We start from the raw sequence: 18,025 nt of genomic DNA on the forward strand, positions 1-18,025 counted from the left end.
CGGCGCGCAGCACATCCTAGACTCATGCTTGTGACCGACCCGATCCTGCCGCGCATCCGTCCCGCCATCGCCGCTCTCGCGCCGTATCGCCAGGGCAAGCAGGCGGGCCGAGACGCCTTCAAACTGTCGAGCAATGAGAACCCGTTCGAGCCCCTGCCGTCGGTCGCGGCGGCACTGCAGCACACGACTCCGATCAACCGCTACCCCGACGCGACGGCCGGCCGCCTGCGCGAGAGGCTCGGTGCGCGCTACGCCGTGGAGCCCGACCAGGTCCACGTCGCCGCCGGCAGCGTGTCGATCCTCCACCAGCTGATCCTCGCCACGGCATCCGTCGGCGACGAGGTCCTCTACGCCTGGCGCTCGTTCGAGGCGTACCCGAGCCTGCCGCTCGTCGCGGGAGCCACGGGGGTGCAGGTCCCGCTCACCGCGGACTCGCGTCACGACCTCGACGCGATGGCAGACGCGGTCACCGAGCGCACGCGCGCGATCATCCTGTGCACCCCGAACAACCCGACCGGCCCGATCATCACGAGCGACGAGTTCGCGACGTTCGTCGAGCGGGTCCCCGCCGATGTCCTGATCATCCTCGATGAGGCCTACGCCGAGTTCGTCACGGCGCCGGAAGCCGTCGACGGTCTCGCCGAGCGAGTGTTCGAACGGCATCCGAACGTCGTCGTGCTGCGCACGTTCTCGAAGGCCTACGGGCTCGCAGGGCTCCGCATCGGCTATGCGATCGGCAACGAGAAGGTCCTCGACGCCGCACGCTCCACCGGTATCCCCCTCTCCGTCACCTCGGCGGCCGAGAACGCCGCGATCGCGAGTCTCGACGCCGAGGGCGAGTTGCTCGAGCGCGTCGCCGTGATCGTCGAACGCCGCACCCGTCTGGTCGAGGGGCTGCGCGCGCAGGGCTGGGACGTGCCCGACGCGCAGGCGAACTTCATCTGGCTGCCGACGGGCGAGCGCACCGATGAGGTCGCCGCGGCATTCGTGGCAGGCGATCTGATCGTGCGTCCGTTCCCCGGCGACGGCATCCGTATATCCGTCGGTGAGCATGAATCGGTGGACAAGGTCCTACAGGTTTCCGAATCCGTTGTGCGGAGTCTCCATCGATAGGCGCGGAACCTCGGATAGCGTGGACAGGTGACCTCGTCAGAGACTGAACTCGTCCGCGTCCTGGAGAAGGACGGCCGCTTCGCGCCGAGTCCGGCTGCCGAGAAGTACCTGCCACTGATCGAGGCGATCAGCGATGCAGAGCTCGAGCAGTTCTACCGCGACATGGTGATCATCCGCGCGATCGACACCCAGGCGACCAACCTGCAGCGACAGGGGCAGCTCGCCCTGTGGCCGCCGAGCCGTGGCCAGGAGGCCGCCCAGGTCGGGTCCGGCCGTGCCGCTCGTGCGCAGGACACGATCTTCCCCTCCTATCGCGAGCACGCCGTGACGCGCATCCGCGGCGTCGACCCGCTCGACATCATCAAGCTCATGCGCGGCGTCTCGCACGGCGGATGGGATCCGACCGACCCGAAGAACGGCAACACGCGTCTCTACACGCTGGTGCTGGGCTCGCAGGTGCTGCACGCGACCGGCTACGCCATGGGGCTGAACTTCGACGGACGCAGCGGCACCGGCGACGTCGATCACGACGAGGCCGTCATCGTCTACTACGGTGACGGAGCGTCGAGCCAGGGCGACGTGCACGAGGCCATGGTCTTCGCCGCCAGCTACCAGGCGCCCACCGTCTTCTTCCTGCAGAACAACCACTGGGCGATCTCCGTGCCCGTGTCGACGCAGTCGCGGGTGCCGCTCGTCGAGCGGAGCGCCGGATACGGCATCCCCAGCGTCCGCGTCGACGGCAACGACGTCCTCGCCAGCTATGCCGTCTCGCGCGTGGCCCTCGACGAGGCTCGCAGCGGTCAGGGTCCCCGCGCGATCGAAGCCGTGACCTACCGTCTCGGCGCGCACACCACCAGCGACGATCCCACGAAGTACCGCGGCTCCGACGAGGAGCAGTCGTGGGCGGAGCGCGACCCGATCGACCGCATGCGCGCGTTCCTCGAGAACAGGGGAGCGGCGGGTCAGTTCTTCGCCGACGCGGATGCCGAGGCCGCCGACGCCGCCGAAGACCTGCGCTCGCGATCGGTCGAACTCGGATCGCCGACGGTCGACAAGATGTTCGACCACGTCTACAGCGAACCGCACCCGCTGGTCGCGGAGCAGAAGGCGTGGCACGCGCGCTACGAGGCGTCGTTCGAGGGAGGCAACTGACCATGACTCTCGAGACAATGCCGTTCAGCAAGGCACTCAACGCGGGCCTGCGCAAGGCCATGGAGGATGACTCCAAGGTGCTGCTCATGGGCGAGGACATCGGCAAGCTCGGCGGCGTCTTCCGCGTGACCGAGCACCTGCAGCGCGACTTCGGCGACCGGCGGGTGCTCGACACCCCGCTCGCCGAGTCGGGCATCGTCGGCACCGCGATCGGACTCGCGATGACCGGGTTCCGACCCGTCATCGAGATCCAGTTCGACGGCTTCGTGTTCCCCGCGTTCGACCAGATCACGACGCAGCTCGCGAAGCTCACGAACCGCCACGAGGGTGCACTGAGCCTGCCCATCGTCATCCGCATCCCGTACGGCGGGCATATCGGCGCGGTCGAGCACCACCAGGAGAGCCCCGAGGCGTACTTCGCGCACACCCCGGGTCTGCGCGTGGTCTCGCCGTCGACGCCGAATGACGCCTACTGGATGATCCAGGAGGCCATCGCCTCGAACGACCCCGTGATCTTCATGGAGCCGAAGAGTCGCTATTGGACCAAGGGCGAGGTCGAGCTCGACGCATCCGCCGCTCCGCTGCATTCGTCGCGCGTGGTGCGCACGGGCTCCGACGTCACCCTCGTGGGTCACGGAGCCATGGTCACGACGCTGCTGCAGGCGGCGGCGCTCGCCGAGGCGGAGGGTACGAGCTGCGAGGTCGTCGACGTGCGGTCGCTGTCGCCGATCGACTACGAACCCATCCTCAACTCGGTGCGAAAGACCGGGCGCATGGTCTACGCGCAGGAGGCGCAGGGCTTCACGAGCATCGGCAGTGAGGTCGCCGCGACCGTCATGGAACGCGCGTTCTATGCGCTCGAGGCCCCCGTGCTGCGAGTCTCCGGCTATGACACCCCGTTCCCGCCCGCGAAGCTCGAGGGCGCCTACCTTCCGGATGCCGACCGCATCCTCGAGGCCGTCGATCGTTCGCTGGCCTACTGACCCTCACCCGGATCTCACCGTTCCGAAAGGACCGAAATGAGCACGCAGAACTTCAACCTCCCCGATGTGGGCGAGGGGCTGACCGAGGCCGAGATCGTGGCGTGGAAGGTCGCGCCCGGTGACTCCGTCGCCATCAACGACGTCATCTGCGAGATCGAGACGGCCAAGTCGCTCGTCGAGCTGCCGTCGCCGCACGCGGGTGTCGTCGGCGAGCTGCTCGCCGCCGAGGGTGCGACGGTCGAGGTCGGCTCGCCCATCATCACCTTCGTGACGGATGCTCGGGACGACGCCGGACCCGGCAAGATCGCCACCGCCGAGGCGCCCGCGCCCGAAGAGGGCGGCGGCTCGGTGCTCGTGGGCTACGGCTCGGGCGGCGGCGCCACCTCGCGTCGCAAGCGTCCGGCCGAGCGCCCGGTGCGTTCGTCGGTCGGTGTGATCGCGAAGCCGCCGATCCGCAAGCTCGCGCGCGACCTGGGCGTCGACCTCACCACTGTCGCCGCGACGGGTGCCGACGGCGAGGTCACCCGCGACGACGTCATGAAGCACGCCTCGCAGGCGAGCGTCTTCCGCAACATCGAGACTCCCGAGTGGGGTGCGGTGCGCGACGAGACGATGCCCGCGCCGCAGAGCGCCCCCGCGGGTCTTGCCCGCGGTCTCGCGCCCGCCCTTCGACAGGGTCAGGAACCCAGCGCGGACAGCCGCACCGAGTCGATCCCGGTCAAGGGCGTGCGCAAGGCCACCTCGTCGGCGATGGTGCAGAGCGCCTACTCCGCCCCGCACGTCACCGTGTGGAAGGAGATCGACGCCAGCCGCACGATGGAGCTCGTCAAGCGGCTCAAGGCCTCGCCCGACTACGCTGACATCCGCGTCTCGCCGCTGCTCATCATGGCTCGGGCCGTCATCTGGGCCGCGCGCCGCACCCCGATGGTCAACGCGGCATGGATCGAGACCGAGGGTGGCGCCGAGATCGCCGTGCGCCACTACGTGAACCTCGGCATCGCCGCGGCCACGCCTCGCGGACTGCTGGTGCCGAACATCAAGGACGCGCAGGACCTGAGCATGAAGGACCTCGCCCGGGCGCTGAACCGCCTCACGCTCACCGCGCGTGAGGGCAAGACGAGCCCCGCCGACCAGCAGGGCGGCACGATCACGATCACCAACATCGGGGTATTCGGAATGGATGCCGGCACGCCGATCATCAACCCCGGCGAGGCCGGGATAGTGGCCATGGGCACGATCAGCCAGAAGCCGTGGGTCGTCGACGGCGAGGTGCGCCCCCGCTGGGTCACCACGGTCGCAGGGTCGTTCGACCACCGCGTGATCGACGGCGACGGCATGAGCCGTTTCATCGCCGACGTGGCGTCCGTGCTCGAGGAGCCGGCGCTGCTCGTCGAGTGAGTACCAGGCGACCATGGCCGGCATCATCTGGATCTGTGTCATCGCTGCCTCGTGGGTGGCGGGGACGTGCGCGCAACTGAGCAGCGTGCTCGACGTGCCCTCCCCGACGGTCGGCTTCGCGCTGTACTGGCTGGGCATCCTGCAGCTGGCGAGCATCCCAGTGACGCTTCTGGCGACGCTGCCGCTCCTCTTCATGGGCGGCGCGTTCGAACGGCGGAATACGCCTCTGCGAAAGCGGAGCATCGCCCTCACGCTGGTCGCCCTGGTGACCTTCGCGATGTCGGTTGCCGGATACGCACTGTTGAACGGCGCATCGGCGGGACCGCTCGATGAGGGGAATCCGTTCAACGGCATCGCGCGCGACGCGATGACACTCGCGGCATTCCACTTCATCCCTCTTCTGGTTCTGCTCGCAACCCAGGTCGCGAAGCCGGCCCTGCGAGCACCGGTCGAGCGCAGGTCAGAAGCCACCTCATAGGTGATGCGGGCGAATCCACGCGCAGTCGAGTGGCAGACTGGCAGAGTGAGTGAGTCCAGGAGGCCGGCCGTCGTCCGCGGCTTCGCCTCGTCGACTCTCGCGATCTTCGTGGCCCTCGCCGGACATGTGACCGGCGGCGGCGCGATGCCGGGTGTTCTCGGCATCGCTGTTCCGTGGATCCTCGCGTCCATGGTCTGCGTTCTTCTGGCGGGCCGGAAGCTGTCGGCCGTCCGGCTCGGACTGGCTGTGGGGGCGAGTCAGTTTCTGTTTCACACGCTGTTCGTGCTCGGAACCGTGACCACGACCGGTGCGGTTGCGCCGCACGTGCATGGATCACCTCTCGTGCTCCCCGCCGGCACAGGAGTGCCCGAAACGGTCGGCGCGGACGGCAGCATGTGGCTGGGCCACGCTGCCGCGACGCTCCTCACCGTTCTCGTGCTGCTTCGTGCAGAGCGCCTGGTTCACGCGATCTGCGATCTTGCTGTTCGAGCCGCACGCTGGGTGCGCAGCCACCTCGATGTCATCGTCGCCGGCCCTTCTCTGCCTGGGGGGACCAATGCTCTGGGCGAGATCCCCGACACGATCTCCGCGACATCCTCCTTCCTGGCGACTCTCCGAGGTCGTGCTCCACCTCTCGTTCTCGCGTTCTGATCTGATCCGCGTCAGCGCCCGTCCGGGGCGGTGAGCGCGTACTTCGCGTATGTCATGCATACGCGTTCTGCGCAGGAAAGGCGTCGCCGTGTCGACGTCCGTCGAGAGGTTCTTCTTCATGTCCCGATTCCGCCGCCTGGCGGCTGGGCTGATGCTGGCCGGTGTCGCCGTACTGGCGACCGCGGCCCCGGCGTCGGCCCACGACCAGCTGATATCGAGCACTCCCGGTGACGGTGAGCAGCTCGCTCTCGCGCCTGCGAGTGTCACGATGACGTTCTCCGGCGATCTGCTCGTACTCGATGAGTCGACGACCGGGGCCACGGTGCTCGTCGTCGATGCGTCAGGCACGGATTGGGTCGCTTCCGCCCCGACAGTGTCGGGGCGGGACGTGACCGTGGATCTCACCCCTGGCATGCCGGTAGCGGGCTACCAGGTGCGTTGGCAGGTCGTGTCCGAGGACGGACACCCCATCGCGGGTGTCATCCCGTTCACCATCGGTGATGCCTCACCGATGGTGACCGACACCGGGAACGGGGCAATTGCGCCGTCGACCGTCCCGTCGGGCGGCGGAACCGGCTCGACAGCATCAGATCAGAGCGCAGATGAGACGAGCGGCGCGGTACGCGTCGTGCTCGTCGGCGTCGGCGGAGCGGCCCTCGCGGCCCTCGCCTTCGCCCTCTTCCGATTCCTTCGCCGCCCCCGAGCGGCAGTCGCCTCGTCGGATTCCGACGAGTCCGCGACGAACGAACCATGAAAGGCGCCATCATGCGCACCCCCATCCCCACCACCACTACCGCTCTGACCAGGCTCGGCGCTGTCTTCGTCGTGTCCCTGCTCGCCCTGACCGGATGCGCCGCCGCGAGCGCGCCGGCCGACACCGCCGCCGACACCCTCGCCGGCGATGCCATCACCATCGACGACGCGTGGGTGAAGTCCGCCGACGAGGGCATGTCCGCCGCCTTCGGCACGCTGGGCAATGACGGAGACGACGACGTGACGGTCATCTCGGTGACGTCGGATGCGTCGAGCATGCTCGAGCTGCATGAGACCGTCGAGAACGAAGCGGGTGAGATGGTCATGCGCGAGGTCGAAGGCGGTTTCGTGATCCCGGCCGGCGGCACCCTCGCTCTCGAGCCGGGCGCAAACCACATCATGCTGATGGACCTCGCCTCCCCGCTGCAGGCCGGCGACGAGGCGACGTTCACGCTCACCTTCTCCGACGACTCGACGTACGAGTTCACCGCCCCGGTGAAGGACTACTCGGGCGCGAACGAGAACTACGAGTCTGGTGACGAGCACGAGGGCATGGATCACTGATGCCGGCGCCCGCTGAGGGCGCCCGCTCCCGTCGCTCCGGATCGACCCGGCGGCAGTTCCTCCTCGGAGGGGCTGTCGCCGGCGTCGGCGCGGTCGCGGCGGTGGGAGTGGACTTCGCCCTGAACCGTCCGACGCCAGAGCCGCAGGCGCCGGCGGCACCGATGAACGGTGGGCAGACCGTGCCGTTCTTCGGAGTGCATCAGGCCGGTATCGACACCGCCGCGCAGGCGCACGGCGTCTTCGTCGCCCTCGACCTCCATGCCGATGTCGACCGCGATGCGCTCACCCGTCTGATGCGGATCCTCACCGACGACGCCGCCCGACTCACGCAGGGCACCCCGGCGCTCGCCGACTCCGAACCCGAGCTCGCGCTCTCACCCGCCCGCCTGACCGTGACCTTCGGGTTCGGTCCCGGTCTCGTCGTCCGTGCGAGTGGCGCGGTGCCGACGTGGCTGGCGCCGTTGCCGGCGTTCCGCGTGGATCAGCTGCGGCCCGAGTTCTCCGACGGCGACCTGCTGCTGCAGATCGCCGGCGACGACCCGCTCACCGTCGCACACGCGACTCGGATGCTGCTGAAAGATGCCCGGGGCTTCGCTGACATCCGCTGGACGCAGCAGGGGTTCCGGCGCGCGTACGGCACCGAGCGGCCCGGCACGACGATGCGGAATCTGTTCGGGCAGGTGGACGGGACCACGAATCCGCAACCGGGCACGACCGACTTCGACGCGGTCGTGTGGGCCGGTGACGGGTGGCTCGCCGCCGGTACCGGGATGGTGCTCCGGCGCATTCGGATGGACCTCGACAAGTGGGACAGGCTCGACCGGAGCGGACGCGACGCGTCCGTCGGACGGACGCTCGCCAATGGGGCGCCCCTCACCGGCACCGAGGAGTTCGACGAACCGGACTTCGACGCCAAGACCGCCATCGGGTTCCCGGTCATCCCACAGTTCGCGCACATCCGTCGCGCCCGCGGCGGTGGGAGCGAGCGCATCTTCCGCCGTGCCTACAACTACGACGAACGCCCGGCCGGAGCAGAAGTCTCGGATTCGGGTCTCATCTTCGTCTCCTTCCAGGCCGACATCGACCGCCAGTTCATCCCGATGCAGCAGCGTCTGGACGAACTCGATCTGCTCAACGAGTGGACCACCCCCATCGGCTCCGCCGTCTTCGCGATCCCGCCCGGATGCGCAGAAGACGGGTTCATCGGCGACACCCTCCTCTCCTGAAAGCCACAGCCGTGACCCTCACCGAAACGCACACACCCCCGCCCGCCCCGGCCCCGAATCGCAGCCGCGGCGGCTGGGCCGGTGCCCTTCTGCTCCGACTGCACTTCTACGCAGGGGTCCTCGTCGGCCCCTTCATCCTCATCGCCGCACTCAGCGGCGCGCTCTACGCGCTCACCCCGCAACTCGAGAAGGCGATCTACGCACACGAGCTGCACACACCGAAGAGCGACACCACCCTCACCCTGGCCGCACAGATCGACGCCGCGAACGACTACATGGGCGACGACGCCGCACTGCTCGCCGTCCGTCCCGCCCCGGAGAACGGCGACACCACCCGCATCATGTACGCCGAGGACGCCCTCGGCTCCAGCGAGTCCCGCGCCGTGTTCGTCGATCCCGGCACCGGCGAGATCCGCGGCGACCTCGTCGTCTACGGAACCAGCGGCTCCACGCCGCTGCGGACCTGGGTCAGCAATCTGCACCGCAACCTCCACCTCGGCGACGCCGGACGCATCTACAGCGAACTCGCCGCATCGTGGCTCGGCATCGTCGCGGTCGCCGGTCTCGCACTATGGATCGTCCGCATCCGCAAGACCCGCACCAAGAGAGACCTCCTCCGGCCAAACCCCTCCCATAGGGGGTACCGACGAGTCTTAGGATGGCACGCATCCGTCGGGATCTGGGTGCTGCTCGGCGCCCTGTTCCTGTCTGCCACCGGGATCACGTGGTCGCAGTACGCCGGAGCGAACGTCTCGAACCTTCGGGCGTCCCTCGACTGGGGCACACCATCAGTGAACACCGCGCTCGACGGGCAGGCGGATGCCGATGAGCACGCCCACCACCACGGAGCGGAGAGCGCCCCCACCGGCGCCGCGAACCCTGCAACCTTCGATGCCGTCCTGGCGATCGCACAACGCGAGAATGTCAACACCGGTCAGGTGGAGATCACGCCCCCCTCCGAGCCAGGCACTGCGTGGACGGTCCGTGAGATCAAGACCAGCTTCCCTACGGAGGGTGATTCCCTCGCCATAGACGGCACCACCATGGACGTCGTCGACAGGGTCGACTTCGCCGACTTCTCCCTCCCCGCCAAACTCGCCAGTTGGGGCGTCAACCTTCACATGGGCGTCATGTTCGGCATCGCGAACCAGGTGGTCCTGTTCGTCATCGCCCTGGCACTGGCCGCCATGGTGGTCCTCGGGTGCGCCATGTGGTGGAAACGACGCCCCACCCGCTCCGTCGGATCCGTCGGCAGCGCCCCGGCCCCGGCGCTGGTCCACGCACCCTGGTGGGGCATTGCGGTGGCCGCCGCATCATCCCTTCTCGTCGGGCTCTGGCTTCCACTCGTCGGGTGGACGCTGCTCGGATTCGTCATTCTCGACATCGGTCTGCGGCGCGCCATCCGGCGTCGTGGATGACGCCTCAGACGACTGACGCGACGAGTGGCGTCGGTCGAGATGCCGGCACGATGGCCGGCATCTCGAGTGAGGCGGATCGTCCGGGGATACAGTGAAAGCAGAACCGCGACGACCGGCCCCCCGACAGAACGGACTCCCTGCGGATGAAGATCGAACCGACGCCCATCACCCTCGGAACCTCCGGCCTCGGCCGGCACTCGGAGCCGGGGTCCGCCGAGGAGAGAGCGGCCGTCGAGGTCGCGATCGACCTGCTCACGAGCCGACACGGCTTCGTGGACACCTCGAACAACTACGCCGGCGGTCGCTCCGAGGCGGTGCTCGGAATCGCGCTGCGCGAACTGGGGATGGACGGTTCGCGGGTCATCTCCAAGGTGGATCAGGACCCGGATACGGGCGTGTTCGACCGCGACCGCGTGCTCCGCTCCTTCGAGGAGACCACCACTCGGCTCGGGGTCGACCGCCTCCCGCTGCTGCACCTGCACGACCCGTACTCGGTGTCGTTCGAAGACTCGATCTCGATCGGCGGCGCGGTGCAGGGGCTCATCGAGCTCCGGAGCGCCGGCGTGGTGGACGCGATCGGTGTGGCGGCCGCTCCGGTCCCGCTGATGGCGAAGTACGTCGAGACGGGTGTGTTCGACGCCGTACTGATCCACAATCGATTCACGCTCGTGGATCAGTCGGCCGGGGCCGTGTTCGCCGATGCCAAGGCGCGCGGCATGGCTGTGTTCAACGCGGCGCCGTTCGGTTCGGGACTGCTCGTCAAGGGGCCGCATGCCGGTGCCCAGTACGCCTATCGGCCGGCCGGCGAGGAGCTGCTGGCGTGGACTGAGCGGTTGCAGCGCGTGTGCGCGGAGCACGGAACGACGATGGCTGCCGCCGCGCTGCACTACTCGCTGCGGTCTCCGCTGGTCGACTCCACCGTCGTCGGGGTGTCGTCACCGCATCGTCGTGAGCAGCTCGACGAACTGGCGCAGGCGGAGGTCCCGGAGGGGCTGTGGGACGCCGTCGAGAACCTGGGTCCGGCTCCCTCCCCGGTCGACGACAGCGACTACGCCTGAATGCTCTCGCTGTTCAGCTGCGCGACCGGAGCCTCGAGTACGCGCTGCCTGTGACGGCGTTCGATCGCCTGTCCGGCGTATGACGCTGCGACGATGAGAGCGGCACCGAGCAGGCCGACGGCGCCGACGCTCTCCCCGCCGAGAACGACTCCGACCAGGAGCGCCCAGACCGGCTCTGTTCCCATCAGGATGCTGGCGCGCGTCGCCGAGGTGCGCCGCACCGCCCAGAGCTGAACGACGAACGCGAACACGGAGCACATCAGGCCCAGGAACAGGACGTTCGCCCACCCCGATCCGTCGAGTCGCGCGACTGCCGCGGGCAGCTCCGCTCCGGCGACGAGCGATGCGGTCGCTGCGCAGACGATGAGTTGCACGAGGACGACGGCGAGCGTGCTGTCACTGCGCCCGCGGGTCAGTCTGGCGCTCGCGGTCACGTGAAACGCGCGCACGACCGCCGCCGCGACCACCAGGGCGTCGCCCGCGTTCGGCATCCGCAGCCCGCCGTCCGATACGAGAAGGGCGACCCCCACCACGGCTGCGACCGCTGCGACGAAGTACGACCGAGGAAGCCACGACCGCGCCGCGAGGCTCTCGAGCACGGGCGTGAAGATGAGCGCGAGGCTGATGAGCAGGCCCGCATTGGTCGCCGACGTGAGATGCACGCCCCAGGTCTCGAGTCCGATGATGGCGGCTTGAGAGAAGCCGAGCACGACGGCGACGGCGAGGCCGCGGCCGCGCGGCATCCGCTCCCTGCGCGCCGCGCAGATCAGGCCGAGAGCGACCGCCGCGCCGATGAACCGGAGTGCGACAGCGGGGGCGACGCCGACCTCGAGCGCCAGACTCTTGGCCGCGACGAAACTCGCTCCCCAGACCGCCGCGACGGCGATCAGCAGAACGTCGACGAGCAGATCGAGCGGATGACGACGAGGCATGTACTCACTCTGGCAATGTCCATGATTAAGACCAAGAGGCATCTTCTTATAGTTCTCGTAAGGTTGGCCTTATGGATCCGACTCACCTTCGACTGCTTCGCGAGCTGCGCGACCGAGGCAGCGTCACTGCCGTCGCGGCCGCACTCGGAATCTCGGCGTCGGCGGTGTCGCAGCAGCTCGCGACTCTGCAGTCGGCTGTGGCCCTGCCGCTCACGGTGCGACGGGGGCGAGTCCTGATCCTGACCGCAGCGGGTGAGGCGTTGGCCGCGGCGAGCATTCGTGTCGATGAGGCATTGACTGCGGCGCGCGACTCGATCGGGGCGCTTCTCGAAGCGGGAGACAGGCCGGTTCGGATCTCGTCGTTCAACAGCGCAGGTCTGGCGCTGTTCGGACCGCTCCTCAGGGAGCTCGAGGGGAGTCCGGCCGTCCGCCTCGCCGATGCCGACGTCCCGCACCGGGACTTCCCCGGCCTGACGGCCGACTACGACCTCGTCATCGCTCATCGACTCGCGCACGATGCCCCCTGGCCGGCGGATCGGATCGTCGCGATCCCGCTCGTCGAGGAGCCGCTCGACATCGCGCTCCCCGCAGAGCATCCTCTCGCGAAGCATGCGCAGATATCCCTCGCCGACCTGCGCGACGAGGAATGGGTCTCGGTGCATGAGGGATTCCCGCTGGCGGGCGTGCTCGACCATCTCGCCGCACTGTCGGGGGCGCCGCTGCGGATCGCGCACCGCATCAACGAGTTCTCGGTGACGGCAGAGGTCGTGCGGGCCGGGGCGGCGATCGCCGTCATGCCTCGCGCCACCGCCACACCCCTGGCTGTGGACGGCCTGGTTCTCAGGCCGTTGTCCGATGTCGATCTGATCCGCCACGTCGACGTGCTGGCTCGACCGGATGCGCTGGCGTATACGGCGGTCAGGCGCGTACTGCGGGCGCTGCAGGATGTCGCCGAGCGCGTGCAGCATCCCTGAGTGCAGGGAGAACGGAGACCACGCGCGCGGATGCCGGCGAGTCGCGTGCCGACGCGCGGGCGCACGAGCTGACCGTCTGCGTTCTCCAGCTCCTCGGGCGGGTGATCCCGGCTGCCGCTACGGCTGCCGCAGCTCGGCGAGGGTCGTGACCAGCGCGGTGCCGGGGTCCCAGTGCCGCACGATGTCGGCGTGAGCGTGGATGTCGCCGCCGATGAGTTCCAGAGCCTGCGCGAGATCGGCGATGCGCAACCGGCGTGCGAGGGCGACGTGCGGCATCCACTCGCCCGGTGCCGTGTGCGGGGCATCGTCGCCCGGCCCGGCGGCGCCGAGGATCGTCTCGCGGAGGTCGAGCAACTCCGCGCTGGGAACGATGCTGCGGGCCAGCACCCGGCGGTCACCGGTCCCGAAGAGCAGGGGAGCGCCCAGCGTGAGGGGGAATGACCGCATGCCGGCAAGGACATCCAGGCCGAGTGGTGACAGGTCGACGCGCGCGACAAGTGTGAGGTGAGGTCGGTTGCTCGCCGACGTGTGCCCCGAGAGGCTCGACATTCCGCGGGTCGCAAGTGCATCCCACTCGGCCCGGATCGCGATCTCGGCATCCGGGTCGAGGAGGAGCTCGATCGAGGAGGGCGGGGGCGTCGGTTCTGCCACGGGTCGATTATGTCGCGCCCCGCGCTCGACGTCCCCGCGGGAAAACCCAGACCACCTTCATGAGGGCCGGCGGGTCGCACCTCGACGCGCGGGCGTGCGCGCTGATCGTCTCCGTTTTCCGAAGAGGAATGGACGAAAGGCCGGGCTGAAGGCTCAGCTCACGGCGGTGAGCCGCCGCTCCGCGAGCAGCGGCACGGCGACCTCGCGGGCGGCGCGCCGAGCCGTCGTGACGGCGCCGATCGAGACGACCTCGGCGCCGAGCGTCGAGGCGAGGATCTCGGGCGCCGGCAGGTGCAGTTCGGCGGGCACCACCTCGCGGGCGGCGGTGATGACGGGTGCGACGCTCTCGGCCACCGCGCCGCACACGATCACGCGCGTGGGGTCGTACATGCTGCCGAGCACGCCGACCACCCGGGCGAGTGTCGCGCCCACGCGAGAGGTCACGAGCAGTGCATCGGCGTCGCCCGACGCAGCGGCGGTGAGCACGATGCGCGGATCCACGCGGTCCTCGGACGCAAGCCGACCGATCGCCGAATCCGCCGCGATCTCCGCGGTCGCGACCGCGGCGCGCACCTCGTCCTGCAGGGCGTAGCTCAGTCCGAAGGCCGATCCGACGCCCACGATGTGGTCGAACACGATGCCCTCGCCGACGCCACCGTGCGCGCCGTGCAGCACGTGGCCGTCGACGACCACACCGCCGCCGAAGCGCTCACCGGCGAGCAGGGCGACGTAATCGCGGCATCCGACCGCGGCACCGACAGAGCCCTCGGCGATCGCAGCGAGCTGTGCGTCGTTCTTGATCTCGACGGCGGGTGCCCAGTGGGCCAGCGCCTCGGCGAGGCCGGGGTTCGTGCGCTCCCAGAACCCGTCGGGATGCGGGGGCGAGATGCCCGCGCGGTTGACGGGCGCCGCGACACCCACGCAGATCGCCAGGATCGCGTCGCGGGCGACGTCCGCCTCGGCGAGCGCCCGCTCCATCTGCTCGAGGATCGTCGCACGCCGCGCCGACGCCGACTCGGTCGAATCGATGTCGGTGCGATGGTGCACGATGGTGCGATCGAGCAGGTCTGCGACGGTGACGGCGACATGGTTGTCACCGGCATCCACACCCACGACCACACCCAGATCGGATGCCAGCATGAAGCGTCGTGCGGGCCGCCCTGCGCGGTAGCTACCCGCCGCCCGCGCGTTGGGCAGTTCGTGCAGCACCCCGGCGCTGACGAGCGTGTCGATGGCATCGATCGCTGTCGAGCGGGTCAGCGAGGTCGTCGCCATCGCCTCGGTCGCGGTGAATTCGCCGGCGCCCCACGCGAAGTCGAGGATGGCTCCGACGCTGGCTCGTCCGGTGCCCAGACCTGCGGATGCTTCTGTCACGGGTCTTGACCTCACTCTCGTTCACATGAGACAGTACCGTTCATCGAAGTAAATTCGCTCACTAGATTTAGTCTGCGGATCTACAGGACGAAAGGACAACGGTGTCTCTGAAATCTCCATCCCCGGTGCGATTCGTGGCGGGGGCCGCCGCGCTCGTGCTGGTCGGTGCTGGCCTTGCCGGCTGCTCGACGGGCGGCGGGGCCGAGACCATCCGCTTCACGTTCAACAAGCGTGAGGCGATCGGCTTCATGAACGATCTCGTCGCCCAGTACAACTCGTCGCAGAGCGACGTGCGCGTCGAGATCGACACCTCGGGCCCCGATGTGATCTCGGCCAGCTTCGTGCGGGGCAACCCGCCCGACCTCATCCTCGGCAACTACAACTACGAGATCGCTCGGTTCGTTCAGCGCTGCGCCATGAGCGACCTCTCCGGCACGGATGCCGCGGCAGCGGTGCGAGACGACCTGCAGCCGCTCATGGACCAGTACGGATCGTGCGAGGGCCGCACCAGCGCGCTGCCCTACTCGGTGATGGCCGCATCGGTCATCTACAACAAGGAGATCTTCGACGCTCAGGGCCTCGAGGTGCCGCAGACCTGGGACGAGCTGATCGCAGTCTGCGAGCAGCTGAAGGAGGCGGGCATCGACCCGTTCTACGCCACCTTCAAGGACGACTGGACAGTCGGCCAGGGCTGGTACGACTACTCGATCGGCGGCTCGGTCGACACGATCGAGTTCTTCGACGCGATGGCCGAAGAGGGTGCCTCCGTCGGCCCCGACTCGCCCGTGTCGTTCGAGCAGGACTTCGCCGAGCCGATGGATCAGATGATGCAGCTCGCGAACGACTACACGAACGAGGATGCCGCGAGCCGCGGATACGGCGACGGGAACCTGGCCTTCAGCAAGGGCGAAGCCGCGATGTACATGCAGGGCCCCTGGGCGTTCAGCGAGATCGCGAAGACCGCGCCCGACCTCGATCTCGGCACGTTCCCACTGCCCATGACCGACGACCCCGACGACCTCGGTGTGCGGGTGAACATGGACCTCGGCGCGATGATCCCCGAGGGGTCGAAGCATCAGGAGGCCGCGCGGGAGTTCCTCGAGTACCTCTACCTGCCCGAGAACATCGAGGCGTACAACGCGTCGCAGCTCGGCTTCACCCCGACGAAGGATGCACCGGCTCCCGACGATCCGCGCATCGAGGGGATGATCGAGTACTACGAGAACGGGCAGATCTATCAGGGCCCCTCGGTGCTCGTGCCCAAGACGATCCCGGTGATGAACTACGCCCAGGCGATGGCGCTGGGTGCCTCCACCACCGCGACTCTGCGCACCATGGACGCGGACTGGGCACGCATCGCCTTCCGCGCACCGATTCCCAAGACCGACGATGCGGCATCCGGCGAGACAGAGGAGTCCGCACCGTGAGCACCACCGCCACCTCGAACACCACGAGGGCGAACAGCCCGACGACAGACACGACGTCGATCGTCACAGGGCAGGGGCGCAAGCTCCACCGCCGCAAGGGCCGCGTCGAACCGATCTACTACCTGTTCCTGCTGCCGACCCTCGTGATCTTCACCCTCGCGATCACGGTGCCAGCGGTCATGGGCATCTTCTTCAGCTTCACCGACTCGATCGGCATCGGCGAGTGGAGCTTCAGCGGACTGACCAACTACATCGCGATGTTCAGCGATCCGGCCATCCTGCAGAGCTACCTGTTCACGTTCGGATTCTCGATCGCCACGGTGATCGTCGTCAACGTGATCGCGTTCCTTCTCGCGGTGGGGCTGACCTCCCGCATCCGCTTCAAGACCGGTCTCCGCACGATCTTCGTGATCCCGATGGTCATCTCGGGCATCATCATCGCCTACGTCTTCAACTTCCTCTTCTCGAACTCGCTCCCCGCGGCGGGAGCTGCAGCCGGCATCCCGTGGCTCGAGACGAGCCTGCTCGCCAACCCCGACCTGGCCTGGGTCGCGATCGTGATCGTGACGGCCTGGCAGGCGGTGCCCGGCGCACTGCTCATCTACATCGCCGGTCTCCTCTCGGTGCCCAGCGAGGTCTACGAGGCGGCGAGCATCGACGGCGCGAGCAAGACGCAGCAGCTGACGCGCATCACGATCCCGCTGGTCGCGGGATACGTGGTGATCAACGTGATCCTCGGCTTCAAGGGCTTCCTCAACGCCTACGACATCATCGTCGGCCTCACCAACGGCGGACCCGGAACCTCCACCCGCAGCGTCGCGATGACGATCATCGCGGGCTTCAACGGCGGCGATTACGCCTATCAGATGGCCAACGCGACGATCTTCTTCATCGTCGCCGTGCTCATCTCCCTGCTGCAGCTCTCGCTGACCCGCGGAAGGAACGCACTCTGATGTCGACGCAGACACTCACCACCATCCCCACCTCGGGCAAGAAGCCGCGCATCCGCATGGAGCGGGTCAACTGGTCGGGCACGATCATCCTGATCCTGGCCGCCGTCACCGTGCTGCTGCCGCTGTACGTGACCCTCTCGATGGCATTCAAGACCACCGCCCAGGCGGTCGATGGCAACGCGTTCTCGCTGCCGGCGCCGTTCAGCATCGACGGGTTCGTCGAGGCATGGAACCTCACGAAGTTCCCGGTCGGCGCGGGCATCTCGCTGCTGGTCACGGCCGGCACCGTGATCGCGACGATCGTGCTCGCGGCGTTCGCGTCGTACGCGATCGTGCGCAACTGGGACCACCGACTGTTCCGCTACTCGTTCTTCTACCTGCTGGCAGCGATGTTCATCCCGTTCCCGGTGGTCGCACTGCCGCAGATCCAGTTGACCGGTCGTGTCGGGCTCGACAACCCGATCGGCGTGATCATCCTCGCGACGATGTTCCAGTTGAGCTTCAGCGTTCTGCTCTTCACCGCTTTCCTCCGGTCGATCCCGCTCGAGCTCGAAGAGAGCGCCCGCATCGACGGAGCATCCACCTGGCAGACGTTCTGGCAGCTGATCTTCCCGCTGCTGGCACCGATGAGCGCCACGGTCGGTATCTTCGCGTTCCTCTACGCCTGGAACGACTTCATGATGCCGTCGCTGATCATCTCGGACCCGGCGATGCAGACGCTGCCGGTGCGGCAGAACCTCTTCCAGACCCAGTTCAGTAACAACTACAACGTGTCGTTCGCCTCGTACCTGATGGCGATGGCCCCGGCGATCCTGGCGTACCTGTTTACGCAGCGCTTCGTCATGGAGGGCGTCACGCAGGGCGCCGTCAAGGGCTGACGCGCGTTTCGGATGCTGTTCGTTGAGCGAGGACGGCGGAGC

Annotated in this window: 18 protein-coding genes; 15 read left to right on the forward strand and 3 right to left on the reverse strand. The window is 68.2% G+C overall.

The annotated features are described in order from the left end of the window. Positions 1-30 precede the first annotated feature (30 nt). From ACZZZN_RS16185 to ACZZZN_RS16235, 11 genes are all read left to right on the forward strand, one after another. Positions 31-1,113, forward strand: a complete 1,083-nt coding sequence (locus ACZZZN_RS16185; RefSeq protein ID WP_463506152.1) for a histidinol-phosphate transaminase — start codon at positions 31-33, stop codon at positions 1,111-1,113. Positions 1,114-1,140: 27 nt separating this feature from the next. Beyond that, positions 1,141-2,265 (forward strand): pyruvate dehydrogenase (acetyl-transferring) E1 component subunit alpha, encoded by a 1,125-nt coding sequence (gene pdhA / locus ACZZZN_RS16190; protein WP_463506153.1) that lies wholly within the window; start codon positions 1,141-1,143, stop codon positions 2,263-2,265. Between the two features lie 2 nt (positions 2,266-2,267). Continuing rightward, complete coding sequence (locus ACZZZN_RS16195) at positions 2,268-3,248, forward strand: alpha-ketoacid dehydrogenase subunit beta (RefSeq protein ID WP_463506154.1); 981 nt, start codon at positions 2,268-2,270, stop codon at positions 3,246-3,248. A 36-nt stretch (positions 3,249-3,284) separates the two neighbouring features. Next, entirely contained in the window at positions 3,285-4,646 is a 1,362-nt protein-coding gene (locus ACZZZN_RS16200; RefSeq protein WP_463506155.1) for a dihydrolipoamide acetyltransferase family protein, read from the forward strand. A 13-nt stretch (positions 4,647-4,659) separates the two neighbouring features. Beyond that, positions 4,660-5,124, forward strand: a complete 465-nt coding sequence (locus ACZZZN_RS16205) for a hypothetical protein (protein WP_463506156.1) — start codon at positions 4,660-4,662, stop codon at positions 5,122-5,124. A gap of 45 nt (positions 5,125-5,169) precedes the next feature. Continuing rightward, positions 5,170-5,775 carry a hypothetical protein gene (locus tag ACZZZN_RS16210; RefSeq protein WP_463506157.1) on the forward strand — a complete coding sequence of 202 codons (606 nt, stop codon included), beginning with the start codon at positions 5,170-5,172 and terminating at the stop codon, positions 5,773-5,775. Between the two features lie 88 nt (positions 5,776-5,863). After that, positions 5,864-6,529: a copper resistance CopC family protein gene (locus ACZZZN_RS16215; protein ID WP_463506158.1), complete on the forward strand. Its 666-nt coding sequence runs from the start codon at positions 5,864-5,866 to the stop codon at positions 6,527-6,529. An 11-nt stretch (positions 6,530-6,540) separates the two neighbouring features. Next, complete coding sequence (locus tag ACZZZN_RS16220) at positions 6,541-7,092, forward strand: copper chaperone PCu(A)C (protein ID WP_463506159.1); 552 nt, start codon at positions 6,541-6,543, stop codon at positions 7,090-7,092. Continuing rightward, positions 7,092-8,318, forward strand: a complete 1,227-nt coding sequence (locus tag ACZZZN_RS16225; RefSeq protein ID WP_463506160.1) for a Dyp-type peroxidase — start codon at positions 7,092-7,094, stop codon at positions 8,316-8,318. Before ACZZZN_RS16220 ends, ACZZZN_RS16225 begins: the two co-directional genes overlap by 1 nt. An 11-nt stretch (positions 8,319-8,329) precedes the next feature. After that, entirely contained in the window at positions 8,330-9,736 is a 1,407-nt protein-coding gene (locus ACZZZN_RS16230; protein WP_463506161.1) for a PepSY-associated TM helix domain-containing protein, read from the forward strand. Between the two features lie 143 nt (positions 9,737-9,879). After that, complete coding sequence (locus tag ACZZZN_RS16235; RefSeq protein WP_463506162.1) at positions 9,880-10,794, forward strand: aldo/keto reductase; 915 nt, start codon at positions 9,880-9,882, stop codon at positions 10,792-10,794. Here the strand turns inward: ACZZZN_RS16235 and ACZZZN_RS16240 are convergent. Then, the gene (locus ACZZZN_RS16240) at positions 10,785-11,726 is read right to left on the reverse strand and encodes a DMT family transporter (protein ID WP_463506163.1); all 942 of its coding nucleotides are present in this window, start codon (positions 11,724-11,726) and stop codon (positions 10,785-10,787) included. The two genes, ACZZZN_RS16235 and ACZZZN_RS16240, sit on opposite strands and share 10 nt — an antisense overlap. 71 nt (positions 11,727-11,797) lie before the next feature. Between ACZZZN_RS16240 and ACZZZN_RS16245 the strand changes: the two genes are divergently transcribed. Beyond that, the gene (locus ACZZZN_RS16245) at positions 11,798-12,700 is read left to right on the forward strand and encodes a LysR family transcriptional regulator (RefSeq protein ID WP_463506164.1); all 903 of its coding nucleotides are present in this window, start codon (positions 11,798-11,800) and stop codon (positions 12,698-12,700) included. Positions 12,701-12,817: 117 nt separating this feature from the next. On the opposite strand, the gene ACZZZN_RS16250 is transcribed toward ACZZZN_RS16245, so the two are convergent. Both ACZZZN_RS16250 and ACZZZN_RS16255 read right to left on the reverse strand, forming a co-directional pair. Next, positions 12,818-13,351: a 2'-5' RNA ligase family protein gene (locus ACZZZN_RS16250; RefSeq protein WP_463506165.1), complete on the reverse strand. Its 534-nt coding sequence runs from the start codon at positions 13,349-13,351 to the stop codon at positions 12,818-12,820. 153 nt (positions 13,352-13,504) lie between these two features. Further along, positions 13,505-14,725: an ROK family protein gene (locus ACZZZN_RS16255; protein ID WP_463506166.1), complete on the reverse strand. Its 1,221-nt coding sequence runs from the start codon at positions 14,723-14,725 to the stop codon at positions 13,505-13,507. 101 nt (positions 14,726-14,826) lie between these two features. On the opposite strand from ACZZZN_RS16255, the gene ACZZZN_RS16260 reads away from it, so the two are divergent. The 3 genes from ACZZZN_RS16260 to ACZZZN_RS16270 are packed head-to-tail and all read left to right on the forward strand — an operon-like array spanning position 14,827 to position 17,983. Continuing rightward, positions 14,827-16,152 carry an ABC transporter substrate-binding protein gene (locus ACZZZN_RS16260; protein WP_463506167.1) on the forward strand — a complete coding sequence of 442 codons (1,326 nt, stop codon included), beginning with the start codon at positions 14,827-14,829 and terminating at the stop codon, positions 16,150-16,152. Beyond that, a complete protein-coding gene (locus ACZZZN_RS16265) occupies positions 16,149-17,105 on the forward strand; it encodes a carbohydrate ABC transporter permease (RefSeq protein WP_463506168.1) in 957 nt (318 codons plus the stop codon). The genes ACZZZN_RS16260 and ACZZZN_RS16265 overlap by 4 nt, the downstream gene beginning before the upstream one ends. Beyond that, positions 17,105-17,983, forward strand: a complete 879-nt coding sequence (locus tag ACZZZN_RS16270; RefSeq protein ID WP_463506169.1) for a carbohydrate ABC transporter permease — start codon at positions 17,105-17,107, stop codon at positions 17,981-17,983. The genes ACZZZN_RS16265 and ACZZZN_RS16270 overlap by 1 nt, the downstream gene beginning before the upstream one ends. Positions 17,984-18,025: the final 42 nt, after the last annotated feature.

It is taken from the genome of Microbacterium sp. AC145, assembly GCF_979258505.1.